Genomic DNA, 26,484 nt, shown 5'->3' with positions numbered 1-26,484 from the left:
TCGTGGAGAGAGCCCCCACCCGCGTCGCATCTATCGATGCGATGCGACCTCCCCCGCAAGCGGGAGAGGTGCAGCGAGACTGCGGCCCGATCGATTCGGTCTTAGCCACAATGCGCGAGAACCTGCATCGCTTCTTTCGTGCGGCGCGGGGAGCCGGGGTCCGGGTCTCGCCCGCGGAGAGCATCGATGCGATGCGCGCGGTCGCCCAGGTCGGCTTTGCCGACCGCGCCGTGCTGCGCGACACGTTTCTGTTGACGCTGGCCAAGACCCAGGACGAGAAGCGCGCGCTCGGCGACTGTTTTGACCTGTTCTTCAGCCAGCCCGAGCCGCAGCAGGAGACCTCGGAGCAGCAGAAGGCGGATGAGCAGAGCCAGTCGGGCGGCAATCCGGAGGCCGACGCTCACGGCGACAGCTCCGGCGGTGCGGAGAGCGAGAACGTCGGGCCGCTGGCGCAGATGCTGCTGTCGCAGGACCGCACCGCGATCTCGACCGCGATCGCCAACGCCTCCGGCGCGGCGTCATTGTCGGACATCCGCTACTTCACCCAGCGCGGCATCTTCCAGACCCGCATCCTCGACGCGATGGGCATCCAGCGCCTGCGCGATGACATCGACAATCTGACCGCGCGCAACCCGGCGATCGCCGAGCGGCTGCAGGACGCGCTCACCGGCCTGCGCGGCACCGTCCGCGACGCCGTCTCGCAGGCGCTGCTGCTCTACGGGCGTGAGGAAACCGAGAACCTGCGCAACGAGATTTTGCGCAATGCGCCGCTGGCCCGGATCGAGCCACGCCAGGTCGAGCAGATGCGGAGCCTGATCCGGCAGATCGCGCGCCGCCTGCGCGAGCGCTACTCCAAGCCGCGCAAGCGCCAGCGCCGCGGCCATCTCGACGTCCGCCGCACGCTGCGGCGCAACGCGGCGTGGGGCGGCGTGCCGTTCCTCACCGCCTGGAAGCGCAAGCACCGCGACCGGCCGAAGATCGTGGCGTTGTGCGACGTCTCCGGCTCGGTCGCGCGCGTGTCGGATTTCTTCCTGCTGCTGATCCACAGCCTGCACGAGGTGGTCGACGACGTCCGCTCGTTCGCCTTCTCCGGCCATCTGATCGAGGTCAGCGACATCCTCGCAAAGAAATCGCCGGAAGAGGCGATGAAGGAGATCATGTCCAAGGTCGGCTTTGGCTCGTCCGACTACGGCAACTCGTTCGCCGATTTCGAGCACGAGTGGATGAACACGATCACGCCGCAGACCACCGTGATCGTGCTCGGCGACGCCCGCAGCAACAATCTCGATCCGCGCGCCGACATTTTGCGCCGGATCGGCGAACGCTCGAAGCGGCTGGTGTGGCTCAACCCCGAGGGCCGCATGACCTGGGGCTTCGGCGATTCCGAGATGCCGCGCTACGCGACCTTCTGCACCGTGGTGCGCCAATGCGCCACCGCCAAGCAGCTCGAGCGCGCGGTGTCCGACATCGTGGCGACGTATCAGTAGCCGGGCATGCAACTAACGCCGCATGCGCGGAAAGAGCCCCTCACCCCAACCCTCTCCCCGTAAGAACGGGGAGAGGGGGAAGAGATAGAGAGCCACGGGTTGCTCACCTCTCCCCGCTCTTTGCGGGGAGAGGTCGGATTGCATCGCCAGATGCAATCCGGGTGAGGGGCCGGGCACGCTGTTCACAAGCAACGAGGTGCACGCCGGATGGCCCCTCTCCGCTAGAACGGAGAAGGAGCTAAGACCCTGCCGCAGGCAATGCGCTACGAAAAATCCAGCCCACGAACGAGATCAGCGTCAGCGCGATCGCGGCGGCGATGCTGACGAGCTTGATCGTCGTGATCGCCTTCAGCTTGGGGACCGACCGCGCCGCCTCGTTCGGATCGCCGCGCAGCAAGAGCCAGGCCAGCAGGCAATCCTCGATCAGGTCGCTGAGCAGATACACCGCCGGCACCAGCAGTCCGAGCCAGGCGAAAGACGGATAGATCTGGCTGATCCAGTGCGACGAGGCGGCGCCCATCGCGCCCGCGAGCGCCAGCATCACGATCAGATCGAGCGGAAACAGAATCGGAAACACATACTTCATCCGCAGATCGGACGTGACCAGCTCGCCGAGCTGGCCGGCGGTATAGCTCAGCGTCTTCTCGGGAAAACGGGAGCGAAACCGTTTTGCGAACACCCGATCGGAATATGTGCCGACCCACCAGAACAGGCCGAATGCGATCACAACCAATGCTGCGAGGATGACCGTGACGATGGCTTCGTGGCTCATGCCGGTCCGCCCGTGGCCAGGCCGAACGTATCGCGGATATCCGCGCGCAAGACGATTGCATGCACCGGCGCAGTCTCCGAAACGAGAAAAATATGAACTGAATACAGAGAGATTGTTCGCCAGAATCCTACCTTTTCTGAGTCGTTGCAATTGATTTCCGAGAATCGTGCAGGGGGCCCCGCCGACTGCCACGGCGGCTTGTCGGCGCCGGCGTTGCGCGGCTTCGGCTTGGCGAAAGTTCAGCCGGATACATCAAACTGTCTTCAATTGGAGATTGAATCTCCCCCGCATTATGCCCTAGATAGATGCGGAAAATTTCACGGCGACCGCGAGGGCAACGGATGCCGAAGGATATTGTGATTTGCTGCGACGGCACCGGCAATGAGATCGGCGCCAATATTTCCAACGTTCTGAAGCTGTTTCGCGTCGCCGACAAGGATGACCGGCAGCGGATCTATTATCATCCCGGCCTCGGCACGATCGGCCTGCAGAGCACCTGGGGGCGCTTCAAGCAGGAGGTTCGCGGCCTGTGGGGGCTCGCGTTCGGCGCCGGTCTCGACAAGGATACGCTCGGCGCCTACCAGTTCCTGTGCCGGGTGTGGGAGCCGGGCGACCGGGTCTGGATGTTCGGCTTCAGCCGCGGCGCCTATACGGTGCGGGTGCTGGCCGCCTTCGTTCACGTGATGGGGCTGTTGCCGGTCGACCAGCTCGACCTCGCGGGCTACGCGTTCTCGACCTACAAGAAGGCGAGCTCGGACGCCCAGGACTCCGACGGAAAGTTCGATCTGGCCCCGCTCAAGGAGGTCTGGCACTTCAGCCAGATCGCCGGCGGCCGCAACATCGACATCGAGTTCGTCGGCGTCTGGGACACCGTCGCCTCGATCATCGTGCCGCGGCAGGACAATTTCTGGTTCGACCTGCAGACGCTGCTGTTCACCCGCACCAATTCCAGCGTCAAGTGCTTCCGCCAGGCGATCTCGATCGACGAGCGCCGGCGCATGTTCCGCCTCAACCGCTGGATCGAGCCGCAGAAATTCCGTTCCGATCCGTTCGATCCCGCAACCGAGGTCGAGCAGGACATCCGCCAGGTCTGGTTCGCCGGCGTTCACTCCGACGTCGGCGGCGGCTATCCGGAGGATCAGAGCGGACCGTCAAAATTCCCGCTGATCTGGATGCTCGAGCAGGCCAAGGCGGCCGGGCTGCACATGGACCAGGCGCTGATCGATCATCTCGCCTGGGGAATGCCGCTGCCGCCGCACAAGCACGAATATGTGCCGCCGAGCGTGACCACGCCGTTGCACAATTCGCTGACCGGGTTCTGGAAAATCCTGGAATGGATTCCGAAGAGCGCCAAATGGAAGGAATGGCCGGAGCGAAAGACCTTCCTCGGCTTCTATCTGCCGATGGGCGAGCCGCGGCTGATTCCGAACGGCGTGCTGATCCATCGCTCGGTGCTGGAGCGCATGGACAAGGATCCGGCGTACCGCCCGATCAACCTGCCGAAGACCTACAAGGTCGAGGAATTGACGCCGCCCCCGGCCCCGGTGCCCGCACCGCCCTTGGAAAAGGCCAAGCCAGCCGCCTGACCGCCCTCAGAGCGCGAATAGGTTGAACTGGCGCGGCATCGGAGGTTCACCTCTCCCTTGGGAGAGGTCGGCGCGCAGCGCCGGGTGAGGGGTTACGGTCTCTCGTTGAAGCTGCGGCCCCTCACCCGATTTGCTGCCGCAAATCGACCTCTCCCCGTCGGGGAGAGGTGGATCAAACCCGCGGTCAAACCGATTCAACCTAACTTCATTCCGCCCTCAGGCGTCGATTGCATCCTTGATCTTCTTGCGGCTGAGCGGCAGGTCGCGCAGCCGCTTGCCGGTCGCGTGCGCAATCGCATTGGCAAGCGATGCCGCTGCCGGGCCCTGCCCGGTCTCGCCGCTGCCGAGGAACGGCTGGCCCGGGCGGTTGATGATGTGGACCTTGATGCTGTCGGGCACTGAATTGAAGCGGAGGATCGGGTAGGTCTGCCAGTCGATGCTGGTGATCCTGGTATCGTCGAACGCGACGCTTTCATACAGCGTCCAGCTCGCCGACTGCACGATCGCGCCCTCGATCTGGTTGGTGATGCCGTCCGGATTGACGACCTGCCCGGCATCGACCGCGGCCACCGCACGCACCAGCCTGGCACGGCCGGTCTCGCGATCGACCTCGACCTCGCAGGCGATGGCGCAATAGGCGGCAAGGTTCTTGTAGCGCGCGAACGCAAAGCCGTAGCCGCGATTCGGCGGCGCCTTGCGGTCGCGGCTCCAGCCGAACTCCTGGGCGGCCTTCTCGACCACGGCGCGGCCGCGCTGATCGTCGAGATGTTTGAGGCGAAACTCGACCGGATCGGCGCCGGCGACATCCGCCAGCTCGTCCATGAAGCTCTCGAGCGAGAACACGTTGTGATAGGCGCCGAGCGCGCGCATCGCCGAGATCCGCAGCGGCATCGCCGGGATGAAGTGATGCATCACATGCGCATTCGGAAAATTGTAGATCGGGATCGCGTTGCGATCGCCGCCGCCCTCCGGCAGCGGCAGCGGTTTTGGCGCGGGCACAGCGAACGACTTCGACATATGCTGGGCCGCGAGCAGCGCGCCCGCGCCGCCGGGCCGCATCGAATGCGTGTTGCTCCACACCGCAAAATTCCAGTCGGCGATCTTGCCGCCCTCGTCGAGCGAGGCGTTGAGCTTGGTCACCATCGCCGGACCATAGGGCTCCCAGCCGTGCTCCTGCTCGCGCATCCACTGCACCCGCACCGGACGGCCGGGCAGCGCCCGCGCGATCAGCGCCGCGTCGGCGGCGGCATCGTCGGCGCCGTTGTGGCCGTAGCAGCCGGAGCCCTCGACATGGATCAGGCGCACGCTCGGCTGCGGCATGCCGAGCATTTCGGCAATCGCCTGGCGGTCGGGATAGACGCCTTGCGTATGCGTCCACACCGTCATCGCGCCGTCGGCGAACTGCGCCACCGCGCAGGACGGCCCGATCGAGCCGTGCGATTGGTACGGCCGGGTATAGGTTGCCTCGATCGTCCTGGTTCCGGTCACCGACGCATCGCCGCGAGAAAAGATCGCAAAATCCTGCGACGGCAATTTGGTCAGCACGTTGGGCAGATCGTTCTGGTTCGGCAGCCTTGCGCTCTCCCGCCACTTCGCCGCGGCAGCCAGCGCCTGCATCGCCTTGACCGCCAAAAACTCCTTCTCCGCGACCACGGCGAGGAAGTTGCCGTCACGCACGATCCGGATCACGCCGGGCATTTTCTCGATCGTGGAGGTGTCGCATTCGACAAGCTCCGCGCCGTAGCTCGGCGGCCGCACCACGCGCGCATGCACCATGCCGGGAAGCCGCATGTCCTGCACATAGGCCGCGCCGCCCGTGACTTTTGCGGGGATGTCGACGCGCGGCACTGGCTGGCCCATCACCTTGAAGGTTTGCGGGTCCTTCAACGGCGACGTCGGCTGCGCCTGGACGTGCAGGACGTCCGCCGCGACAAGTTCGCCATAACTCAGGCGCCGGCCATCCGGCGCGATCACCGCCGCATTCTCCGTCCGCAAAGTCTCGGCCGGCAATCCGAACCGGCGTGCGGCATCCGCCATCAGCAAGCCGCGCGCCTGTGCCGCGGCATGCAGGATCGCGGTGCCGCTGTCCTGCATCGAGTGGCTGCCGGAGGTGTAGCCCTCATTCGCCGTGAGCTTGGTGTCGGCGGTGATCACCTTCACCGCATCGAAGGCGACATCGAGCTGCTCGGCCGCGATCTGCTGGAAGGCGGTGCGAAAACCCTGGCCGAGCTCGGCCTTGCCGGTGAAGGCGGTGATGCGGCCGTCGGCATCGATGCGGATCCAGGAATCCAGATAGGGGAATTTGGCGAGGCTGCCCGGCAGTTCCGGCCCCTGGCCCGGCTTCTGTTCTTGAGCCGATGCGCCACGCAGTGAGAAGCTGACGATCAGCGCGCCGGCGCCGGCCAGCACGCTGCGGCGGTCGAGGATCACGGGCCCGTTCATCGGACGCTCCTGTCGCTCGCCGCATCGGCGGTGTCCATCAGCCGCGCGGCGCGGTGCACGGCGCGCAGGATGCGCATGTGGGTGCCGCAACGGCAGAGGTTCGGCTCCAGCTCGGCGCGGATCTGCGCATCGCTCGGCTTCGGATTGCGCATCAAAAGCGCCTGCGCCCGCATCATCATCCCGGCGATGCAGTAGCCGCACTGCGCCGCCTGCTCCTCGATGAAGGCGCGCTGGATCGGCGCCGGCGCGGCCGCAGTGCCGAGCCCTTCGAGGGTCGTCACCTGCTTGCCCGCGAGCAGCACCAGCGGCGTGACGCAGGACTGCACCGCCTTGCCGTCGACGATGACCGTGCAGGAGCCGCATTGCCCGAGCCCGCAGCCGAACTTGGCGGCGTTCAGTTCGAGATCGTTGCGCAGCACGTAGAGCAGCGGCGTATCGGGGTCGGCATCGACCTGATGATCCTGCCCGTTGACCTTCAACGTGATCATGGCTTGCCTCGCTGACTGGATTCGGCCGGCGCCTCGCGCGCCGCGACCGAGACCGCTTGCGCCGCGCGCGCATCGCGCACGGCCTTGTCGAGATCGTTCCAAGCCGGCCGCTTGCCGAAGCGGACGCGCAGATAATTCAGCAGCGCCGCCATCTGCGCGTCGTCGATGCTGGCCGCAAAGCCCGGCATGATCGGGCTGCGCTCGCCTTCGACCGCGCCGACCCCCGTCAGCACGATGTTGGCGAGATTGCGCGGATCGGGGCTGGTGACCGCCGTGCTGAGCGCAAGGTTGACGCCGCCATAGGGCAGCGGCCGGTTGCTCTCATGGCAGGATGCACAGGCCGCGGCATAGATCGCCGCGCCCGCGGGATCGGCCTGTGCCGCAACCGCCGGGGACGGTTGCGCCACGGCGTCTGCGGGCCGCTTGCCGTCCGGCGCCGGCGCGCCCGAGATGTCGGCCATGTACGCGGCGATCGCGCGCACGTCGCTGTCGGGCACCGACGACAGATTGCTGACCACTTCCGCCATCGGCCCGCGCGCGGTGCCGTGGTCCGGTTGCCAGCCGTGGCGCAGATAGGCATAGAGCGCCTCGGCGGTCCACCGCACCGGGGCGTGCGAGGTGTCGTTCAGCGCGTAGGCGTGCCAATTGTCGACCTCGCCGCCGGAAAACTGCGCATTGACGCGCTCGGCGCCGAGCGCGTTACGCGGCGTATGACAGGCGCCGCAATGCGCCAGCCCCTCGACCAGATAGGCGCCGCGGTTCCATTCCGCGCCCTTGGCCGCATCCGACGGGACATCGCCGCCGTGGAAATACAGCAGCTTCCACCCCGCGATCAGCGGGCGGTAGTTGAACGGAAACGACAGCTGATTCGCCGGAGGAGACGCGCTGACCGGCTGGCGCGTCATCAGGAAGGCATACAGCGCCCGGTCGTCGGCATCGGAGACGTTGGTGAAGTGGTCATAGGGGAAGGTCGGGTAAAGATGCCGGCCGTCACGGCTGACGCCGGAACGCATCGCGCGGACGAATGCCGCCTCCGGCCAGCCGCCGATGCCGGTTGCGGCATCTGGCGTGATGTTGGAGGAAAAAACGGTGCCGAACGGCGTCGGAACCGGCAGGCCGCCGGCATAATTGCCGCCGCCGCGCACGGTATGGCAGGTGTTGCAATTGCCGATCGCGGCAAGGTCGCGGCCGCGCTTGACGAGGTCCGGATTGAACGTATCGGGCCGCGGCGGCGCGATCGCTGCAATTGACGGACGCCAGGCGACGCCAAAACCCGCCGCCGCGCCGGCGACCAGCACGACAGCCGCAATGCCTGTGATGATCCGCAGCCGACGGGCCATGCCTGAATTGAGTTTGTTGTTGGGACGTGTATTAACACATCTGCCCCGGTATCGTTCGGCCCGAAGACCCCGATCACCGCCTGTTGACCTCAGGGATCATGACCGCTCAGCCAGCCCTCGATCGCGCATCCCCTCCGCCCCGCGATGCGCTGTCCGTGCTCAACCACGTGTTCGGGCTGCCGGGTTTTCGCGGCGCGCAAGAGAAGATCATCCGCCACGTCAGCGACGGCGGCAATTGCCTGGTGCTGATGCCGACCGGCGGCGGCAAGTCGCTGTGCTACCAGCTCCCCTCCTTGCTGCGCGACGGCTGCGGCATCGTGGTGTCGCCGCTGATCGCGCTGATGCGCGACCAGGTCGCGGGCCTCACCGAGGCCGGCGTCAACGCCGCGGTGCTGAACTCGACGCTCAGCTATGAGGAAGCTTCCGAGGTCGAGCGGCGGCTGCTCGCCGGCGATCTTGATCTGCTCTATGTCGCGCCGGAACGGCTGCTGACGCCGCGCTGCCTCAACCTGCTCGGCCAGGCGCAGATCGCATTGTTCGCGATCGACGAGGCGCATTGCGTCTCGCAATGGGGCCACGATTTCCGCCCGGAATATATCGGCCTCTCCGTGCTCGCCGAACGCTTCCCCGACGTGCCGCGCATCGCGCTGACCGCGACCGCCGACGCGATGACGCGCAAGGAGATCGCCGAGCGGCTGCAACTCACCGACGCGCCGCACTTCGTCGCGAGCTTCGACCGGCCCAACATCCGCTACGAGATCGTCGACAAGCAGAACGCGGTGACGCAGCTGAAGAACCTGATCAAGGAGCGGCATGCCGGCGACGCCGGCGTGGTCTATTGCCTGTCACGCGCCAAGGTCGAGGACGTCGCGGCGTCGCTGACGGAGGCCGGCATCCCGGCGCTGCCCTATCACGCCGGGCTCGATGCAAGCGTGCGCGCCCGCCACCAGGACCGCTTCATCAACGAGGACGGCGTCGTGATCGTCGCCACCATCGCGTTCGGCATGGGCATCGACAAGCCGGACGTGCGGTTCGTCGCGCATCTCGATCTGCCGAAGAGCGTCGAGGCCTATTACCAGGAGACCGGCCGCGCCGGCCGTGACGGCAAGCCGTCGACCGCATGGATGGCCTACGGCCTCTCCGACATCGTGCAGCAGCGCCGCATGATCGACGAGTCGAACGGCTCCGACGCCTTCAAGCGGGTTTCGATCGGCAAGCTCGACGCGCTGGTCGCGCTGGCCGAGACCGTGCATTGCCGGCGGCAGCGCCTGCTCGGCTATTTCGGCGAAACGCAGGCCGATGAGAGCTGCGGCAATTGCGACAACTGCCTGACGCCGCCGCGGGTGCGCGACGGCAAGGTGCTGGCGCAAAAACTGCTGTCCTGCGTCTATCGCACCGGGCAGCGGTTCGGCGCCATGCACCTGATCGATGTGCTGGTCGGGCGGCTGACCGAGCGCGTCAAGCAGTTCAACCACGACCAGCTGTCGGTGTTCGGCATCGGCCGCGAGCTCAACGAGAAGCAATGGCGCGCGGTGCTGCGCCAGCTGGTGGCGATGGGCCATCTGCGCGCCGACAGCGACGCCTTCGGCGCGCTGAAGCTGACCGACAGCGCCCGCGGCGTGCTGAAGGGCGAGACACAGGTGATGCTGCGCGAGCAGCCGGAATGCGCCCGCAACCGCGCCATCCGCGACAAGTCCCGTCGCGGCGAGCTCGCACCCGCCAGCAACGGCAAGGGCGCCGCCGCCAATCCCGCCCTGCACGCGGCGCTGCGCGCCTGGCGCTCCGACATCGCGCGGCAGCGCGGCGTGCCGGCCTATGTCGTGCTGCACGATTCCACCATCGACGGCATCGCCGCGGTGCGGCCGGCGTCGCTGAACGAGCTGCGCAACATCGCCGGCATCGGCGACAAGAAGCTCGAGCATTACGGCGACGAGCTGATCGCGTTGGTGAGCAGGACCGAGGGCTGAGCCTCGCGCCGAACTTTATAGTCAGTCTAACGCCCACATGTTGACGTCGATCACGCGCTCCGCCATGCGTGACGCATGTCCGCACAACCCCAAGCCATATCCGACAATCTGTTCCGTCATCCGCCGCTCCTGCTGTTCGTGGCGTCGCGCAGCTTCTCCGAATTCGCCTACCAGATCGCCACCGTCGCGATCGGCTGGCAAGTCTACGCGCTGACCGGCAGCGCGGTCTATCTCGGCCTGGTCGGGCTGGTGCAGTTCATCCCGAGCGCGCTGCTGGTCTTCATCGCCGGCCATGCCGCCGATCGCTACGATCGCCGCCGCGTCGTGCAGGCTTGCCAGATCATCCAGGGGCTGGCCGCCGCCTATCTCGGCTGGCGCAGCTTTGCCGGCGATTTGACGGTGCTGGAGATCTTCTCGGCGCTGGTGACGTTCGGCGTCGCGGCGGCGTTCGGCGACCCGGCCGCCTCGGCGCTGCTGCCAGCTGTGGCGCCGGAGGGGCAGTTGCAGCGCGCCACTGCGCTGTCGACCGGCGCCTGGCAATTCTCGATTGTCGCGGGTCCGGCGATCGGCGGCCTCACCTACGCGATCTCGCCGGCGGTGCCTTACGCCGTGATGGCGGCGTTCTGGCTGCTCGCTGCCGTGCTCTGCGGCGCGATCCGGCTGGAACGTCCGGCGGCCGAGCCGGACCCGCCGTCGCTCGATCAGCTGTTTGCCGGCGTCAAATTCGTCCGCGACAATCCGGCGATCCTCGGCACCATTTCGCTCGATCTGTTCGCGGTGCTGCTCGGCGGCGCTAGCGCGCTGCTACCGATCTATGCCCGCGACATCCTGCAGGCCGGCCCGTGGGCGCTCGGCGTGATGCGCGCCGCGCCGGCGGTCGGCGCGCTCGTGATGACGGCGGTGCTGACGCGGCATCCGATCTCGCGGCATGTGGGCTTGCGCATGTTCCAGGGCGTGATCGCCTTCGGCATCGCGATCTGCGTGTTCGCGCTGTCGAAGGAGATCTGGCTCTCGACGCTGGCGCTGGCCGCGATGGGCGCCGCCGACACCATCAGCGTCGTGATCCGCGTCTCGCTGGTGCAGCTGGCGACGCCGGACGAGATGCGCGGCCGCGTCGGCGCGGTGAACTATCTGTTCGTCAACGCCTCCAACCAGCTCGGCGAATTCGAAAGCGGCATCACCGCAGCGCTGTTCGGCACCATCCCGGCCGCGCTGATCGGCGGCCTCGGCACCATCGCAGTGGCGCTGCTGTGGATGAAGCTGTTCCCGTCGCTGCGCAAGGTCGAGCGGCTGGAGTGAGAGGCGCTTGGATACGGGGAACGACCGGCCCAGGCTAACCGACGTAGCCGCACGTCACCCCTGACCAGCGAGGCAGCATTTCTTGTATTTCTTGCCGCTTCCGCACGGGCAAGGGTCGTTGCGTCCGACATGGCGGAGGGGATTCCTCACGGGCTCCGTGGGCGTCCATTCCGCATCGAAATCGTCATCAAATGATTGATCCGTAGTGTCATCGTAGTCGGACCACTGCAGCGCCTCAAGCACGTCCCCGATGTAGCCCAAACGAATTTCCTCAAAGCGCGCGACGTCATCGGGCCGCTGCTCCGCCTCAGCCAGCATGTCCTCGAAGCTCCGGCGCTCCCGCAGCCAATCCGGTATGCGGCCTTCATCTCCCGCGCGGCGCACCAGCGATGCCAGGTCGCGGAGCCCTAACAGGGCAATTGCCAGTTGCCAGGCAAACCAGGCCTGGTCCTGATCTTCAGCCAGCTTCTCCAGATAGAATCGTTCGAGCAGACCTCGCATCCGATCGCGTTCGATACTTCCATTCCAGGTGAGGAAGACCGCCGCACTTAAGATCTGGTCGCGAACGAATTGATCAACTGACCGATCTGTCGCGACGCTCAAAAGAGCCTCGACGTCACCGTCGAAGACGCCGGCGACAATGCGTGCCATGTCCTGCGTCAAGCCATCTCCGAGCAGGTCGTCGAGCTCGGCTTCGGGTCTGCGCAGGAGCCGCAACAGGTCCTTGCAAACTTGCGTATCGCGGGCGCCACCCAGAATATACAGACCCCGAAACAGCAGTCGGGCTTCATCATCGGACAGCCGCTCGCCGTTCGCAGCCCTGGCGAGGAGGGCACGTAGCGCGGGAGCGGCCTCCTCCATCCTGGTCAGGCACATCCCGATAGCAACGGCAGGCAAACGGCGTTCGGTGGCGACCGCCTCGAGGTAGTTTTCGATCGGCCTCAGATCGCCTTGGTCGAGGATGGCCTCGACTTCTTCCTTCTTCATGGAACTTGGTCCTTGTTGTCGGCGAGAGCTTACACCTGAGGCACTGTACCGGGCCACCTGCGAACCGGCTGCAGCATGGGAGCTATACCCGACGCGGCAATGCACGTGCTTGCGGGCTGCGCTGCGCTCGCCTTAATCTTCCGTGGCCGTACCCAACGAGGCGCGGCCCAAACGAAACATAGGGAAGAGACGGGCCATGGCTCAGCAGAGCGCCGCGCGCACGACTGCGCGCCCAGCGGAAAGCGGAACGTTCGATGCCGTCGTGGTCGGCGCGGGTTTTGCCGGCATGTACATGCTGCACCGGCTGCGCGGGCTCGGCTTCACCGCGCGGGTGTTCGAGGCCGGCGGCGGCGTCGGCGGCACCTGGTACTGGAACCGCTATCCCGGCGCGCGCTGCGACGTCGAGAGCCTGCAATATTCGTTCTCGTTCTCGGAGGAGCTCGACCAGGAATGGAGCTGGTCGGAGAAATATTCTCCGCAGCCCGAAATTCTCGCCTACGCCAACCACGTCGCCGACCGCTTCGACCTGCGCAGCCAGATCGTGTTCGACACCCGCGTCACCGCGGCGACGTTCGACGAGGACGCCGGCACCTGGCTGATCGAGACCGACCGCGGCGACCGGGTCACCGCAAAATTCTGCATCATGGCGGTCGGCTGCCTGTCGGCGCCGAACCGTCCGGCCTTTGCCGGCATGAGCGATTTCCGCGGCCCGATCTATCACACCGGCGAATGGCCGCATGAGGGTGTCGACTTCACCGGCCTGCGGGTCGGCGTGATCGGCACCGGCTCGTCCGCGATCCAGTCGATCCCGATCATCGCGCAGCAGGCCGAGCAGCTCACCGTGTTCCAGCGCACGGCGACGTGGTCAGTGCCGGCATGGAACGAGCAGCTATCGGCGGAGTATCTGAAGGAAGCCAAGGCGCATTATCCGGAGCTGCGCGCCAAGGCGCGGGCGCGGCCGACCGGCTTCTATTTCCTGTTCAACGCGCAGCCCGCGCTGCAGGCCAGCGCCGAGGAGCGCGAGCGGCTCTATGAGGAGGCGTGGGAGCGCGGCGGGCTGCCGTTCCTCGGCGCCTTCGGCGATTTGCTGTTCGAGAAGGCGGCCAACGACACCATCGCGGACTTCGCGCGCGCCAAGATCCGCGGCATCGTCAAGGATCCCGCGACCGCCGAGCTGCTGTGCCCGCAGAACGTGTTCGGCTGCAAGCGGCTCTGCGTCGATACCAACTATTTCCAGACCTACAATCTGCCGCATGTGAAGCTGGTCGACGTGTCGAAGGCGCCGATCGAGCGCTTCACGGCCGAAGGCATTGTGGTCGACGGCACCGAGTATCAATTCGACGCCATCGTCTCCGCCACCGGCTTTGCCGCGATGACCGGCTCGTTCGACAAGATCGCGATCACCGGCCGCGGCGGACGGACGCTCGCCGAGAAATGGCACGCTGGCCCACGCGCCTATCTCGGCCTCGCCTCGGAAGGCTTTCCGAACCTGTTCATGATCACCGGGCCGGGCAGCCCGTCAGTGCTGGCCAGCATGATCCAGGCGATCGAGCAGCATGTCGACTGGCTGGCGGACTGCATCAGTCATATGCGCGACATCGGCGCCGGCACCATCGAAGCGGTTCGCGACGACGAGGACGCCTGGGTCGCCCATGTCAACGACGTCTCGACCGTGTCGCTGCGCTCGACGTGCAGCTCCTGGTATGTCGGCGCCAACATCCCCGGCCGTCCCCGCGTATTCATGCCCTATATCGGCGGCTTCCCGATCTATGTGCAGAAGTGCAACGAGGTGATGAATTCGGGCTATGACGGCTTCGTGCTGGCCGGCGGCCGCGCCGGCAATGCGCCGCCGCAGGTGCGCTTCACCGAACGCTGGCAGGTGCCGCTCGACATCGAGGTGATCTCGCCGGCCGCGGTCGCCGCCCGGCGCGTTCCCGTGGTTTAGGCCACCGTTCGCACGAGGGAATCGCGCGTGGTAGTGTCGCGCCGGACCGCGTCCACGTCCGCGGTCCGGACGGAGGCGATGACCGACACTGCGCTACAGGGATTGATCGAGCGGATCGGCGCCGACCATGTCGCGCGCCGGCTGGCGATCGAGACCGGGCACAGGAAACAGCTGTTCGGGCAGGGCACGCTGTTCTTCAACGTGGAGAACTGGGATATCGCACCCTGGATCGTCGAGACCGGACTGAAATGCGTCGGGCTCTACGGCCGTGCGCGGCGCAATGCCGACCGGGTGGAGGTGCGGCGCAATCTGGTGACGTCGGCGCGTCTGCCGGCGGCGTTCGACGGTTTTGTCATCCTTCAGCTCAGCGACCTCCACGCCGACATGAGCATGGGCGCGATGCGCCATCTGATGGAGATCGTGCGCACCATCGACTGCGATATCTGCGTGCTGACCGGCGACTACCGCGGCAAAACCTACGGCCCGTTCGACGCCAGCCTGGCTGCGATGAACGAGCTCTGCGCGCGCATCAAGCGGCCGCGCTACGGCATTCTGGGCAATCATGACAGCATCCGCATGACGCCGGCGCTGGAGGCGATGGGCATCCGCATGCTGTTCAACGAACAGCTGGCGATCGAACGTGACGGCGCGACGATCCATCTCGCCGGGATCGATGACGCGCATTTCTACCGCACCGACGACATTCCAAAAGCCGCGGTGGCGATTCCGCGCGACGCCTTCTCGGTCCTGCTGGCTCATACGCCGGAGTCGTATCGCCAGGCGGCGGAGGCCGGCTTCGATTTGATGCTGAGCGGCCATACCCATGGCGGCCAGCTCTGCCTGCCCGGCGGCATCGCGATCAAGCTGGAGGCGCGGCTGCCGCGCCGGATGGGCAAGGGCGCCTGGCGTTTCGACAAGCTCGCCGGCTACACCTCGACCGGCGCCGGCACCAGCCTCGCGCCGGTGCGCCTCAACTGCCCGGCGGAGATCACGCTGCACACGTTGCGGCGGCTGGGGTGACGATGCTCTGAGCCACGGACTTCTCGCCTCTCCCCGCCTGCGGGGAGAGGCCGGAACGCATCGCCAGATGCGTTCCGGGTGAGGGGGAGCCTCAGCGAATCCTATCCCTACCGTCTATGCTGTGACAGCCCCTCACCCAACCCTCTCCCCGCAAGAGCGGGGAGAGGGCGAGGAAAGAGCAGACCTCAATTCCCCGGCTTCTTCGCGCCCGCGCTCTGCTCATTGACCTTGCAGGTGATCAGCAGCGTATAGCCGCGTGCGTCCTTGGCGATCTCGGACGTCTCCTTCTTTTTCGGCTCACTCCGTTCGTTGGACCGGTACTCCACCGCGCTGTTGTCGAGGAAATCGCGCAGCGCACCGGTCTTGATGGCGAAATTGATGTTTTCCGGTATCGACCCGGTCGCGCGCGCCATCCTGACCGCATCGAGCTTTCCCGCCACCACGCCGACCACGACGCCATCGAAATCGAACAGCGGTCCGCCGCTGTTACCCGGCTGCACCGCGGCGGTGATCTGCAGATGACGGGTGTCGTTGAGGATGCCGCTCAGCGAGCTGACGATGCCCGTGGTCACGGTGAAATCGGATGTCAGCAAGCCATGATAGGGGAAGCCGATCGCGACCACACCGTTGCCGACCTGAATGGAGTTTTGCTTGATCCTGGCGACATCCTTGAACGGGCTGGGCGCCTGCAGCAATGCAAGATCGTTGGTCTGATCACTCGATACCAGCCGCAGCTTGACCGCCGCCTCGCCGCTCAGATTGCCCGTGATCTCGCTGCAGCCGTCGATGACGTGATGATTGGTGACGATGTGGCCGCTGCTGCTGACGACGAAGCCGGTGCCGGTGCCGCCCCTCGCCTGCTTCGCCGGCGGGCCTGGTGCCGCCTGCTGTTGCTGCGGCGGCGCCGCCGCAGGCTTTGCCGCCACCGCGAACTCGCCGGCATTGGCGATGCCGCTCTTCTTGACCGACACGACGCAGTTGAGCAGCGCCGGCAGCAATTGCGCCGTTTGATTCAGGTTGAATTGAAACAGCTGGCCCTGCGCGAAGGCCGTCATCTGGCGCGCCTTGCGGAATTGGTTGACCAGCGCCGAGTTCACCGGCATCTCGACGCTCACAAGCTTCGCGCCGAGCGGCATGCCATAGACGTTGAACGCCGGCTGGCCGTCGAAGGTCAGCGTGAGCGGGAAGGCTTCGCCCGGCGTCAGCCGCCAGCTCTCATGGGAAAAGCCCAGCCGCCAGCTGCCGTTCTCGGCGATCGACACCATGAAGAAGATGCCGCTCTGGTAGGTGGTGCCCGCCGAGCAATGGGTGAAGGCACCATTGTTGTCATTGGTGAAGGCGCCGCCCTGCCAGTTGCCGACCGAGATCGAACCATAGGGGCCACGGGCATGCGATGGAGCCATCGACGCAAACAGCCACGCGGCCGCAACGATCGCCCAAATCACAACCCGCATGACACGCGCACTCCCCCAGCCCGAACCGATCATAGGCGGCGGCAAAGTTCACCCGCAAGTGGTGCGCGACCCGATGCATGGTCCCGCGACCGCGCAATACCGCCGCAGATGAGGCCATCGCACACCCTCTGGTTACAAAGGTATGTTCCTATTTTGTTCCAAGCATGTCAACTGCGGCGTGCGGCCGTAGCGGCCGTAGCCCGGATGCAGCGCAGCGCAATCCGGGGCCGGTCCATCCGCGGTGACTTGCGGCCCCCGGATTACGCTTCGCTCCATCCGGGCTTCGATATCCCCATCGTCGCGCCAGGACGACAATGCGAAAAGGGCGACGCGTCGATCTCAGCCGTTCCGGAATGCGTAGGCGTAACCGTTGAGCGCCGGGGCGCCGCCGAGATGGGCGTACAGCACCTTCGATCCGGCCGGGAAAAATCCCTTCTGCACCAGATCGATCATGCCCTGCATCGATTTCCCTTCATAGACCGGATCGGTGATCATGCCCTCGAGCCGCGCGCAGAGCCGGATCGCTGCTTTGGTCTCCTCCGACGGCACGCCATAGGCGGGATAGGCGTAGTCCTCGATCAGCACGACGTCGTCGGCGACGATGTCGCGGCCGAGTTCGACCAGCTGCGCGGTGTTCTGCGCGATCGACAGCACCTGCGCCTTGGTCTGCGCGGGCGTGAACGAGCCGTCGATGCCGATCACGTTGCGGGCGCGGCCGTCGGCGGCGAAGCCGACCAGCATGCCGGCATGGGTCGAGCCGGTCACGGTGCAGACCACGATGTAGTCGAACTTGACGCCGAGCTGCCGCTCCTGCGCGCGCACCTCTTCGGCGAAGCCGACATAGCCCAGCCCGCCGAACTTGTGCACGGAGGCGCCGGCCGGGATCGCATAGGGCTTGCCGCCGGCGGCCTTGACCTCCTCGATCGCCTGCTCCCAGCTCTTGCGAATGCCGATATCGAAACCGTCGTCGACCAGCCGCACATCGGCGCCCATCACCCGCGACAGCAGGATGTTGCCGACCCGGTCGTAGACCGCGTCCTCATGCGGCACCCAGCTTTCCTGCACCAGGCGGCACTTCATGCCGATCTTGGCCGCGACCGCCGCCACCATGCGGGTGTGGTTCGACTGCACGCCGCCGATCGAGACCAGCGTGTCGGCATTGGAGGCGATCGCATCGGGAATGATATATTCGAGCTTGCGCAGCTTGTTGCCGCCATAGGCCAGCCCGGAATTGCAGTCCTCGCGCTTGGCGTAGAGCTCGACCTTGCCGCCGAGATGCTTTGAGAGCCGATCGAGCTTTTCGATATGGGTCGGCCCGAAGGTGAGCGGATAGCGCGCGAATTTTTCCAGCATGCTGGGATCCTCATTGGGGTCTCGGAACGGCGGCAACACCTATCACCACGCGTGCGAAAGGTGCTCTCTAAGTCGAGGCCCGTGTTTCTTCAGTATTGCACAATTTTCGCATCTGATTATCTTTTCTCTCATGAAATCCCGACCGAATGAAAGATTCTTCCATGCCTGCCCGGCTCGATCGCGTCGACCTCAAGATGCTGAGATTGCTGCAGAAGAACGGCCGGCTCAGCAATGCCGAGCTCGCCGAACAGGTCGGCGTCAGCCCCGCCACCTGCCACCGCCGGACGCAAGCGCTGTTCGACGAGGGTTTCGTCGCCGGCGTCCGCGCCATGGTGGCGCCGCGCAAGGTCGGCAAGGGCACGCTGGTGATGGTCGGCGTCGTGCTCGACCGCTCGACGCCGGAGAGCTTTGCCAGCTTCGAGCAGGCGGTGGCGAAATTGAAATGCGTGCTCGACTGCCATCTCGTCGCCGGCGACTTCGACTATTTCCTCAAGATCCGTGCCGGCGACGTCGACGACTTCAAGCGCATCCATGGCGACCAATTGATCGCGCTGCCCGGCGTGCGCCAGACCCGCACCTTCTTCGTGATGAAGGAAGTGGTCGACAACGCGGCGCTGGAGTTTTGAACGGCCGCTACTTGCCGGGCGATTTCAGGAAGGCGACGATCTTGGCGCGATCCTCCGCCGAGCGCACGCCGGTGTAGGGCTTCATGCCGTTGCCCGACACCACGGCGTCGGGGTCCTCGATGAAGCGCGTGAGCGTGCTCTCGTCCCAGACGATGTCGGCGGATTTCATCGGTCCCGAATAGGGAAACTTTTCAACCGATCCGGCCTTGCGGCCGATGATGCCGTGCAGATGCGGGCCGACGCGGTTGTCGCCGTCCTTGACGGTGTGGCAGGTGCGGCAGGAATTGTTGAACGCCTGCTCGCCCGAGGCGCCCGCATCCTGTGCGCGGCCTGGCGACGGCAGCAGGCCAGTCATCCCGCAGATTGCAACGATCAGCGCTGGCCGCATGGATCACCTCTTCGGTGTGGCATGCCGTCAACGCAGGGGCGGCGTGAAAGGTCCTGTGCCGGCCTGCGCGCATCTGGCGCACCCGCGCCCTCGGCACTAGATGTGCTGCCATGCAACATCCCGCCCTCGAGGATTTCATCGCCGGCCACCAGCGCCTGTTTGTCCTAACCGGGGCCGGCTGCAGCACCAATTCCGGGATTCCCGACTATCGCGACAGCGACGGCAACTGGAAGCGGACGCGGCCGGTCACCATTCAGGCGTTTCTGGGCGAGGCCGGCACGCGGCAGCGCTACTGGGCGCGCAGCATGGTCGGCTGGCGGCGGTTCGGCCGCGCCGCGCCGAACGGCGCGCATTGCGCACTGGCCAAACTCGAGGCGCAGGGCCGCTGCGAGCAGCTCGTGACCCAGAATGTCGACCGCCTGCACCAGGCCGCCGGCAGCCGGAAGGTGATCGACCTGCACGGCCGCCTCGACGTGGTGCGCTGCCTCGGCTGCGGCGCGACCATGCCGCGCGAACAATTTCAACACGAGCTGGCGCGGCACAATCCGGCCTGGCTTGCGCTCGATGCCGCCGATGCCCCTGACGGCGATGCCGATCTCGAACACGATTTCACATCGTTCGTGGTGCCCGCTTGCGAGGCCTGCGGCGGCGTGCTGAAGCCTGACGTGGTGTTCTTCGGCGAGAACGTGCCGCGCGACGTCGTCGCCTCTGCGCAGGACCATCTGGCGCAGGCCGACGCCATGCTGGTGGTCGGCTCGTCGCTGATGGTCTATTCGGGATTCCGCTTCGTGCGCATGGCCGCGGAGCGCGGCCTGCCGATCGCCGCCGTCAATCTCGGCCGCACCCGTGCCGACGAGCTGCTGACGCTCAAGGTCGAGGACAGTTGCGAGACGGCGCTGGCGTTTTTGCTGTAGGGCACCGCTCTCTCCCGTCATTGCGAGCGCAGCGAAGCAATCCATCCCTCCTCACGCGCGGTGAGTATGGATTGCTTCGCTGCGCTCGCAATGACGGCGGCGTCCTAGAGCCCGGCTCCTACGCCCGCTGCCGCTGCGGCTTGGTCATCGGAAGATTGGCGTTCCAGTGCTCCCAGCTGACGCTGGCGAGGCTGCCGCGATCGGTGCCGAGCGGACGACGGGTGCGGCGCTCGTACTCGGCGATGCAGCGGCCGGACTCGCCGATCTTGCGCTGCAATTCATCGATCGTCATCTGGGTCTGCCGGCCGCAATTGGCCTTGCCGAGCTGCTCGGCCTCGACCGCCTTCAGTGCCGCGCGAAGCTTCTTGAGCTGCGCGCGCTGCCAGGCAATGTGACTGTTGCTGTCCGCTGTCATGTGGCCGCCACCATCTTCGATCGTTGCACGCCGTTGGGCACCTCGACATCGACCTCGAGCATCGAGACGAACTTGCCGCGGTCCATCCGGACCACGATCTTGTCGGGATCGATCTCGACATGCTTGGACACCACGGCGAGGATTTCGCCGCGAAGCAGCTCGAGAAGGTCGGATCCGCCGCCGCCCTGGCCGCGCTCATGCGCGAGCAGGATCTGCAATCGCTCCCGTGCGACGGGCGCCGATGCAGCGCGGCCGCCGAACAGCCGCATCACGTTGATCATGCCGCCCTCCTTCGCAGCAGCCGGTCCATCAGCCCCTTGCGTTCGACCGGTACGGTCATCTCGACCGCCTCGCCCATCAGGCGGCGCACCGCGTCGATATAGGCCCGCGACGGCGCGCTGCCGGCATTGTTCAGCGTCACCGGGCAGCCGACGTTGGAAGCGCGCAGCACGTCCTGGCTTTCCGGGACGATGCCGAGCAAGGGAGTAGCGAGGATCTCCAGGATGTCGTCGATCGACAGCATTTCGCCGCGCGCCGCGCGCGCGGCATCGTAGCGGGTGACCAGCAGATGCTTCTCGACCCGCTCGCCGCGCTCGGCACGTACCGTTTTGGAATCCAGCATGCCGATGATGCGGTCGGAGTCGCGCACCGACGACACTTCGGGATTGGTGACGATGATGGCCTCATCTGCGTAGCGCATCGCCAGCGTGGCGCCGCGCTCGATGCCGGCCGGGCTGTCGCACAGGATCCAGTCGAATTTTGTGCGGAGGTCCGCAATCACCCGGCGGATGCCCTCTTCGGTCAGCGCGTCCTTGTCGCGCGTCTGCGAGGCCGGCAGCAGCCAGAGATTCTCCAGCCGCTTGTCGCGGATCAGCGCTTGCGGCAGCTTGGCCACCCCCTGCACGACGTTGATCAGGTCGAACACGACCCGCCGCTCCGCGCCCATCACGAGGTCGAGGTTGCGCAAGCCGACGTCGAAATCGATCACGACGACGTTCTGTCCCATCTGCGCGAGCGCAGCACCAAGTGCGGCGGTGGAGGTCGTCTTGCCGACCCCGCCTTTTCCTGAGGTCACGACCAAAACCTTGGCCATCTCTGTCTCCTTGTGGTCGATCAGTTCAAAGCTGTGATGCGCAGCATTTCGCCCTCGAGCCACGCCTGGGCGGGCCGGTTGCGCAAGCTGTCCGAGATTTCCTCTGCAGTCTGGTAGTAGCCATCGATGGCAAGCAGCTCGGCCTCGATCCTCTGGCAGAAGATCCGCGCCGACGAATTGCCGTTGATGCCGGCCATCGCCCGTCCGCGCAGCGTGCCGTAGACATGGATCGAGCCGCCCGCGACGATCTCGGCGCCGGAGCCGACCGAGCCGAGCACGGTGACGTCGCCCTCGGCGAACACGATCGACTGGCCGGAGCGCACCGGGGTCTCGAGCAGCAGCGACGGCGACTTCTCCTTAGGCTTTGCCGGCTTGGGCCGCGGCTCGACCGTGGTGATGGCGCAGGCGCGGCCGCCGGTCAAAAGCGGCGGCATGTTGGCGCCGAGCCTCGATTCGTCGACGCCTTCGATACCGAGGATCCGGATGTTGCGCTCGCCGAGGTTGCCGACCAGATGCGCGATCGCGCTTTGGCTTAAGTCGACGGCCGACAGGTCGAGCACGACCGGCTTGCCGGCAAAGAAGCCGGGCGACTTCGCCAGCGTCGCATCGATCTCCTCAAGCCAGGAGACGATCGGCACCACGGGCGAGAACACGAACGCCACATAGGAACGGCCGCGCATGCGGACCTGCTGACGTACGGCCTGTTGAGTTGCGTCCATCGCCCCTGACTCACTTGTCTTGTCGAATGGTTAACAATCGACCCGCATGGTTAACCGATGGTTAACGCGCGTCAGGGATTTCACGGATTTGGGCTGACGGGGTCCTCACTGTGTCCATCGCGCAAAGGGCGCTGTGCAAGCCTGTCGGAATCGAATCCGGCTCGATCAACGCCGCGGCGACGGCGAGCGCTCGGCCTGCACCGACGCGTCGAACACCGCGCGGCATGACGGGCTGAGCTGATCGACCTGGGCCGCCATGCAATCCCTGATCCGGTTGCGGTCCGGGATGTAGGCGCCGCACAGCCGCACCGCGTCGCCCATGCAGGCCTGCCGCTGCATCGATTCGTTCGGTCCGGACTGGGCCAAAGCGGGCGCAATCGTTGCGGCGAGAAGCACGGGGGCAAGACGAAGTTTCATGGATCACTCTCTAACTGGCAGGTTGAAGGGGTGGCCGGGACGGTTGTCACGGCGCGGGTGTGCGGCCGTCACCGGCTGCGGATTCGCCGCCGGCTTGCGCCGGCGGAAGGTGCAGAAGCGATGCGATGGTGGTGTCGAGCAGTTGCGCCCAGGCCGTTTCGGCATCGATCTCGGGCGCGATCCGCGTCAACAACATTGGAAATGCCGGCGGCTGGTCGAGGGCCGCATTGAGCAACGCGAAGAACAGCGCCGGATGCTGGCTGCGGATGATGCCGGCCTCGATGCCGGCCTGAAAAAGCGCGCGTGCCGTCTCGTAGGCCGGACGCAGCAGCCTCTCGGTCACCAGGGTGGCGCGCTCCGGACTCTCGGCGCCGCGCCGAACAACGAAATTCCGCACTTCCGGATACGCCGCATAGAATGTCGCGACGCGGATGATCAGCGCGCGGAGCCGGTCGCCGAGCGAGCGACTGGCGTCGTGAGCGATCGCATGCACCTCGGCCATCGCCGGTACGGCGAGCGTCACGATGCGATCGAGACAGGCCTCCCACAGCGCGGCCTTGTTGCCGAAATGAACCCGCACAAGGTTCGGCGCGACCCCCGCCGCCGCCGCGACGCTGCGCAGATCGGCGCCATCGAAGCCGAGATTGGCAAAGGCTTCGGTCGCGGCGATCAGCAGCGCCTGGCGGCCGTCCGGCATGTCCTTGCTGCGGCGTCCCCTGGGACGGGAGGCCGGCGCGGCTGCCGCATTGTTCGTATCAGTCATCGCATCCCATATATGTTCATACGAACATATATGCACGTCAATTGACCTTTCAAGGGGGGAAGCCGAGCAGGGGATTTTGGGAAAAAATGCTTCCAAATCAGACGATTACGACTATTCCGGCTTGATGTTGGCCGACTTGACGATCGGCCACCATTTCTCAACCTCGGCGGCCTGGTGGCTGCGCAGCGCGGCGGGGCCCTGCTTGTCCGGCGGCGGGATCTCCTGCCCGAGCTCGGCGAATCGCTTGCCGACGGCGGGGTCGGCGAGCGCGGCCATCACCGCCTTCGACAGCACAGCCACGATCTCGCCAGGCGTCCCCTTCGGCGCCCAGATGCCGTGCCAATAGGCGATGTAGAGCCCGGGCAATCCGGCTTCATCGACGGTCGGAATCTCGGGCGCGGTTGCGAGCCGCGACGGCGCCGTCACCGCATAGGCCTTCACCGTCCCGCTTTTCACCTGCGGCAGCGAGTTGGAGGCCTGATCGAACATGATGTCGATATGGGAGGCCATCAGGTCATTGAGCGCGGGGCCGGCGCCGCGATACGGCACGAACGAAAAATTGGCCTGCGTCAACTGCTGAAAGAACACGCCGGCGACATGGGCGCCGGTTCCCGGCCCTGCGGTGCCCGCGGTGGCCTTGTCGCCATTGGCCTTGAGCCAGCCGATCAGCTCTTTCAAATCCTTCGCGGGCAGGTCGGGCCGGCCGATCACGAGCTGCGGCCCGCTCGCGATCAGCGCCAGCGGTTCGAATTCGCGCACGTCATACTGCAGCTGATAGATCGCGCCGTTGAGGCAATGCGTGCCCCAATGCCCGATCGTGATGGTGTAGCCGTCCGGCGTCGCGCGCGATGCGCGCAGCCCGGCGACCGTGCCGGAGGCGCCCGTGATGTTCTCGATCACGACGGGATGGCCGAGCGTGCCGCGCATGTATTCGGCGATGATCCGCGCCAGCACGTCGGTCGGGCCGCCGGCCGCGAACGGCACGATGATGGTCACGGGGCGCGATGGAAAGGATTCCGCGCGGGCGCCGGACGCGGCGAGCGGCAGCGTTGCTGCTCCGAGCGCGAGCTGCAGGAATGGCCGGCGCGCGATCATCGGCTCAGCGGCCCATCGCGGCCTGGACGCGTGAGGCGATGGCTTCCGCGAGCATGTGATAGCCCTCCGGCGTCAGATGAATCCCGTCCGGCTGATGCGGCAGGCCGCTCAGCATCTCATTGCCCATCATGACGACCGGGATGCCGCGCGAAGCGAGGCGGCTCTGGATCTCGCCGCTGCGGTCCGGGCTGCCCTTGCGCCGGTCGTTGCCGCCCGGCTGCAGGATGACGAGGCTGGTGCCGTTGGGCACGGCGCGATCGAGCCGCTGCAGCATGCCCTCGGTGGTGTCGCCATTGATGCCGGCATTAACGACGCGGGCGGGCTTGCCCCGCCCCTTGAGGATGGCCTGTAGCTGAGCGGGATAGGCCTCGTTGCGGGCCACGCCCTTACCGTAGGTATTGCTGGCGCCGAGCGCCACGATGGTGGCGGCCTCGGCCAGCGCAGATCCTGCGCCGAGGAAGATGATCGCCAGCAGGATTCCTGCCAGCGGTCGGATGCAACGGATCTTCATTATCATATTGCCTCGCCTCGATGCACGGCGGGTGAAATCAGGCGCTGAAAAGCATGCAGCGCGGCCGTGACGCCGGCGCGTCAGGGCGCGCAACATCATTCCACAAGATGTCCTGACGGAGAAGGCTCGGGCGGCTTCAGTCCGGTGAAACCAGCAGCCACGCCAAGTACCCGTAATAGGCCACCGCAAATATCGCGATCGCAAGCGCAACGCCTGCCGCGAGCCTGGCTACCAAGGGTCTGGGTGCCTCCATATGTCCACAAGTCGATGACAACGCCATTCGTTCCGCGGCGGCTGCTGGCTAACGATCGCAAAACCATCCGGACACCGCTAGACTGGCCAGATGAAGAAAATCGGCTTTCTCTCGTTCGGGCACTGGACGCCCTCCCCGCAATCGCAGACGCGCTCGGCCGCGGATACGCTGCTGCAGTCGATCGAGCTCGCCGTCGCCGCCGAACAGCTCGGCGCCGACGGCGCCTACTTTCGGGTCCATCATTTCGCGCGCCAGCTCGCCTCGCCGTTTCCGTTGCTGGCGGCGGTCGGCGCCAAAACCAGCCGGATCGAGATCGGCACCGCCGTGATCGACATGCGCTACGAAAACCCGCTCTACATGATCGAGGACGCCGGCGCCGCCGATCTGATCGCCGGCGGGCGGCTGCAGCTCGGCATCAGCCGCGGGTCGCCCGAGCAGGTGATCGATGGCTGGCGCTATTTCGGCTATCAGCCGGCCGAAGGCGAGAGCGATGCCGACATGGGGCGGCGTCACGCCGAGATCTTCCTCGATCTCTTGCGCGGCGAGGGTTTTGCGCAACCTAATCCGCAGCCGATGTTTCCCAATCCGCCCGGGCTGCTGCGCGTCGAACCGCACGCCGAAGGCCTGCGCGAGCGGATCTGGTGGGGCGCCGGCTCGAACGCCACCGCGGCGTGGGCCGCCAAGCTCGGCATGAACCTGCAGAGCTCGACGCTGAAGAGCGACGAGACCGGCGAAGCCTTCCACGTCCAGCAGGCCGCGCAAATTCGCGCCTACCGCGCCGCCTGGACGGAGGCTGGCCACACCCGCACGCCGCGCGTCTCGGTGAGCCGCAGCATCTTCGCGCTGATCGACGATCGCGACCGCGCCTATTTCGGCGGCGGCCGCGAGGAGGAAGACCAGATCGGCTTCATCGACCCACGGACCCGCGCCATCTTCGGCCGCAGCTACGCCGCCGAGCCTGATGTGCTGATCGAGCAGCTCCGCAACGACGAAGCCATCGCCGAGGCCGACACGCTGTTGCTGACCGTGCCGAACCAGCTCGGCGTCGCCTACAATGTGCACGCGATCGAGGCGATCCTGACCCACGTCGCGCCAGCGCTGGGCTGGCGGTGACCCTCTCGTAGAGCGGGATGACGTTGAGTTGAAGCGA

24 protein-coding genes and 2 pseudogenes are annotated in these 26,484 nt (G+C 66.1%); 9 read left to right on the top strand and 17 right to left on the bottom strand.

The window, feature by feature from the left end; translation table 11 throughout:
• Positions 1–110 precede the first annotated feature (110 nt).
• Positions 111–1,487, top strand: a complete 1,377-nt coding sequence (locus tag XH93_RS02970; protein ID WP_194472329.1) for a VWA domain-containing protein — start codon at positions 111–113, stop codon at positions 1,485–1,487.
• 238 nt (positions 1,488–1,725) lie between these two features.
• Here XH93_RS02970 and XH93_RS02965 read toward each other — a convergent pair whose 3' ends face one another.
• Positions 1,726–2,259, bottom strand: coding sequence for a hypothetical protein (locus XH93_RS02965; RefSeq protein ID WP_194472328.1), 534 nt, complete (start codon positions 2,257–2,259; stop codon positions 1,726–1,728).
• A gap of 341 nt (positions 2,260–2,600) precedes the next feature.
• On the opposite strand from XH93_RS02965, the gene XH93_RS02960 reads away from it, so the two are divergent.
• Complete coding sequence (locus XH93_RS02960; RefSeq protein ID WP_194472327.1) at positions 2,601–3,845, top strand: DUF2235 domain-containing protein; 1,245 nt, start codon at positions 2,601–2,603, stop codon at positions 3,843–3,845.
• A 216-nt stretch (positions 3,846–4,061) separates the two neighbouring features.
• Here the strand turns inward: XH93_RS02960 and XH93_RS02955 are convergent, their stop codons facing one another.
• The 3 genes from XH93_RS02955 to XH93_RS02945 are packed head-to-tail and all read right to left on the bottom strand — an operon-like array spanning position 4,062 to position 8,115.
• On the bottom strand, positions 4,062–6,287 hold the full coding sequence (locus XH93_RS02955) for a molybdopterin cofactor-binding domain-containing protein (protein ID WP_194472326.1): 2,226 nt from the start codon (positions 6,285–6,287) through the stop codon (positions 4,062–4,064).
• Entirely contained in the window at positions 6,284–6,775 is a 492-nt protein-coding gene (locus XH93_RS02950) for a (2Fe-2S)-binding protein (RefSeq protein ID WP_194472325.1), read from the bottom strand. The genes XH93_RS02955 and XH93_RS02950 overlap by 4 nt, the downstream gene beginning before the upstream one ends.
• Positions 6,772–8,115, bottom strand: coding sequence for a cytochrome c (locus tag XH93_RS02945; RefSeq protein WP_194472324.1), 1,344 nt, complete (start codon positions 8,113–8,115; stop codon positions 6,772–6,774). The genes XH93_RS02950 and XH93_RS02945 overlap by 4 nt, the downstream gene beginning before the upstream one ends.
• 98 nt (positions 8,116–8,213) lie before the next feature.
• On the opposite strand from XH93_RS02945, the gene recQ reads away from it, so the two are divergent.
• Both recQ and XH93_RS02935 read left to right on the top strand, forming a co-directional pair.
• Complete coding sequence (gene recQ / locus XH93_RS02940; RefSeq protein ID WP_194472323.1) at positions 8,214–10,082, top strand: DNA helicase RecQ; 1,869 nt, start codon at positions 8,214–8,216, stop codon at positions 10,080–10,082.
• Positions 10,083–10,157: 75 nt separating this feature from the next.
• Entirely contained in the window at positions 10,158–11,381 is a 1,224-nt protein-coding gene (locus tag XH93_RS02935) for an MFS transporter (RefSeq protein WP_194472322.1), read from the top strand.
• A gap of 54 nt (positions 11,382–11,435) precedes the next feature.
• Here XH93_RS02935 and XH93_RS42870 read toward each other — a convergent pair.
• Together XH93_RS42870 and XH93_RS42865 are read right to left on the bottom strand one after the other, a co-directional pair.
• Positions 11,436–11,543 (bottom strand): annotated as a pseudogene (locus tag XH93_RS42870) (SEC-C metal-binding domain-containing protein); the annotation flags it as partial.
• 126 nt (positions 11,544–11,669) lie between these two features.
• Positions 11,670–12,242: pseudogene (locus XH93_RS42865) on the bottom strand (DUF1186 domain-containing protein); the annotation flags it as partial.
• A gap of 322 nt (positions 12,243–12,564) precedes the next feature.
• Here XH93_RS42865 and XH93_RS02925 point away from each other — a divergent pair.
• Positions 12,565–14,313 (top strand): NAD(P)/FAD-dependent oxidoreductase, encoded by a 1,749-nt coding sequence (locus XH93_RS02925; protein WP_194472321.1) that lies wholly within the window; start codon positions 12,565–12,567, stop codon positions 14,311–14,313.
• A gap of 78 nt (positions 14,314–14,391) precedes the next feature.
• Positions 14,392–15,333, top strand: a complete 942-nt coding sequence (locus XH93_RS02920; RefSeq protein WP_194472320.1) for a metallophosphoesterase — start codon at positions 14,392–14,394, stop codon at positions 15,331–15,333.
• 185 nt (positions 15,334–15,518) lie between these two features.
• On the opposite strand, the gene XH93_RS02915 is transcribed toward XH93_RS02920, so the two are convergent.
• Complete coding sequence (locus tag XH93_RS02915; protein WP_194472319.1) at positions 15,519–16,787, bottom strand: S1C family serine protease; 1,269 nt, start codon at positions 16,785–16,787, stop codon at positions 15,519–15,521.
• 339 nt (positions 16,788–17,126) lie between these two features.
• Positions 17,127–18,140, bottom strand: a complete 1,014-nt coding sequence (locus tag XH93_RS02910; protein ID WP_194472318.1) for a 1-aminocyclopropane-1-carboxylate deaminase — start codon at positions 18,138–18,140, stop codon at positions 17,127–17,129.
• A 161-nt stretch (positions 18,141–18,301) separates the two neighbouring features.
• Between XH93_RS02910 and XH93_RS02905 the strand changes: the two genes are divergently transcribed.
• Complete coding sequence (locus XH93_RS02905; protein ID WP_139479813.1) at positions 18,302–18,766, top strand: Lrp/AsnC family transcriptional regulator; 465 nt, start codon at positions 18,302–18,304, stop codon at positions 18,764–18,766.
• Positions 18,767–18,773: 7 nt separating this feature from the next.
• Here the strand turns inward: XH93_RS02905 and XH93_RS02900 are convergent, their stop codons facing one another.
• A complete protein-coding gene (locus XH93_RS02900) occupies positions 18,774–19,154 on the bottom strand; it encodes a cytochrome c family protein (RefSeq protein ID WP_371814913.1) in 381 nt (126 codons plus the stop codon).
• Positions 19,155–19,264: 110 nt separating this feature from the next.
• Between XH93_RS02900 and XH93_RS02895 the strand changes: the two genes are divergently transcribed.
• Positions 19,265–20,068 carry an NAD-dependent protein deacetylase gene (locus XH93_RS02895; protein WP_194472317.1) on the top strand — a complete coding sequence of 268 codons (804 nt, stop codon included), beginning with the start codon at positions 19,265–19,267 and terminating at the stop codon, positions 20,066–20,068.
• Between the two features lie 118 nt (positions 20,069–20,186).
• On the opposite strand, the gene XH93_RS02890 is transcribed toward XH93_RS02895, so the two are convergent.
• The 8 genes from XH93_RS02890 to XH93_RS02855 form a co-directional block, all read right to left on the bottom strand.
• Positions 20,187–20,483, bottom strand: coding sequence for a hypothetical protein (locus XH93_RS02890; protein ID WP_194472316.1), 297 nt, complete (start codon positions 20,481–20,483; stop codon positions 20,187–20,189).
• Complete coding sequence (gene minE, locus XH93_RS02885; protein ID WP_139480159.1) at positions 20,480–20,761, bottom strand: cell division topological specificity factor MinE; 282 nt, start codon at positions 20,759–20,761, stop codon at positions 20,480–20,482. Before minE ends, XH93_RS02890 begins: the two co-directional genes overlap by 4 nt.
• A complete protein-coding gene (gene minD, locus XH93_RS02880) occupies positions 20,761–21,576 on the bottom strand; it encodes a septum site-determining protein MinD (protein WP_139861629.1) in 816 nt (271 codons plus the stop codon). The genes minE and minD overlap by 1 nt, the downstream gene beginning before the upstream one ends.
• A gap of 20 nt (positions 21,577–21,596) precedes the next feature.
• Complete coding sequence (minC, locus tag XH93_RS02875) at positions 21,597–22,295, bottom strand: septum site-determining protein MinC (RefSeq protein ID WP_194472315.1); 699 nt, start codon at positions 22,293–22,295, stop codon at positions 21,597–21,599.
• A 165-nt stretch (positions 22,296–22,460) separates the two neighbouring features.
• Positions 22,461–22,712, bottom strand: a complete 252-nt coding sequence (locus tag XH93_RS02870) for a hypothetical protein (RefSeq protein WP_139479818.1) — start codon at positions 22,710–22,712, stop codon at positions 22,461–22,463.
• A 46-nt stretch (positions 22,713–22,758) separates the two neighbouring features.
• Entirely contained in the window at positions 22,759–23,475 is a 717-nt protein-coding gene (locus XH93_RS02865; RefSeq protein ID WP_244626637.1) for a TetR/AcrR family transcriptional regulator, read from the bottom strand.
• A 111-nt stretch (positions 23,476–23,586) separates the two neighbouring features.
• The gene (locus tag XH93_RS02860) at positions 23,587–24,570 is read right to left on the bottom strand and encodes a tripartite tricarboxylate transporter substrate-binding protein (protein WP_194472314.1); all 984 of its coding nucleotides are present in this window, start codon (positions 24,568–24,570) and stop codon (positions 23,587–23,589) included.
• A gap of 4 nt (positions 24,571–24,574) precedes the next feature.
• Positions 24,575–25,081: a GDSL-type esterase/lipase family protein gene (locus XH93_RS02855; protein WP_194472313.1), complete on the bottom strand. Its 507-nt coding sequence runs from the start codon at positions 25,079–25,081 to the stop codon at positions 24,575–24,577.
• A gap of 343 nt (positions 25,082–25,424) precedes the next feature.
• Between XH93_RS02855 and XH93_RS02850 the strand changes: the two genes are divergently transcribed.
• Entirely contained in the window at positions 25,425–26,447 is a 1,023-nt protein-coding gene (locus tag XH93_RS02850) for an LLM class flavin-dependent oxidoreductase (RefSeq protein ID WP_194472312.1), read from the top strand.
• Positions 26,448–26,484 lie beyond the last annotated feature (37 nt).

It is taken from the genome of Bradyrhizobium sp. CCBAU 51753 (genome assembly GCF_015291565.1).
GTDB classification, from domain to species: domain Bacteria; phylum Pseudomonadota; class Alphaproteobacteria; order Rhizobiales; family Xanthobacteraceae; genus Bradyrhizobium; species Bradyrhizobium ivorense.
The sequence above is the reverse complement of the archived record's forward strand: the minus strand, read 5'-3'. Positions and strand labels throughout refer to the sequence as shown.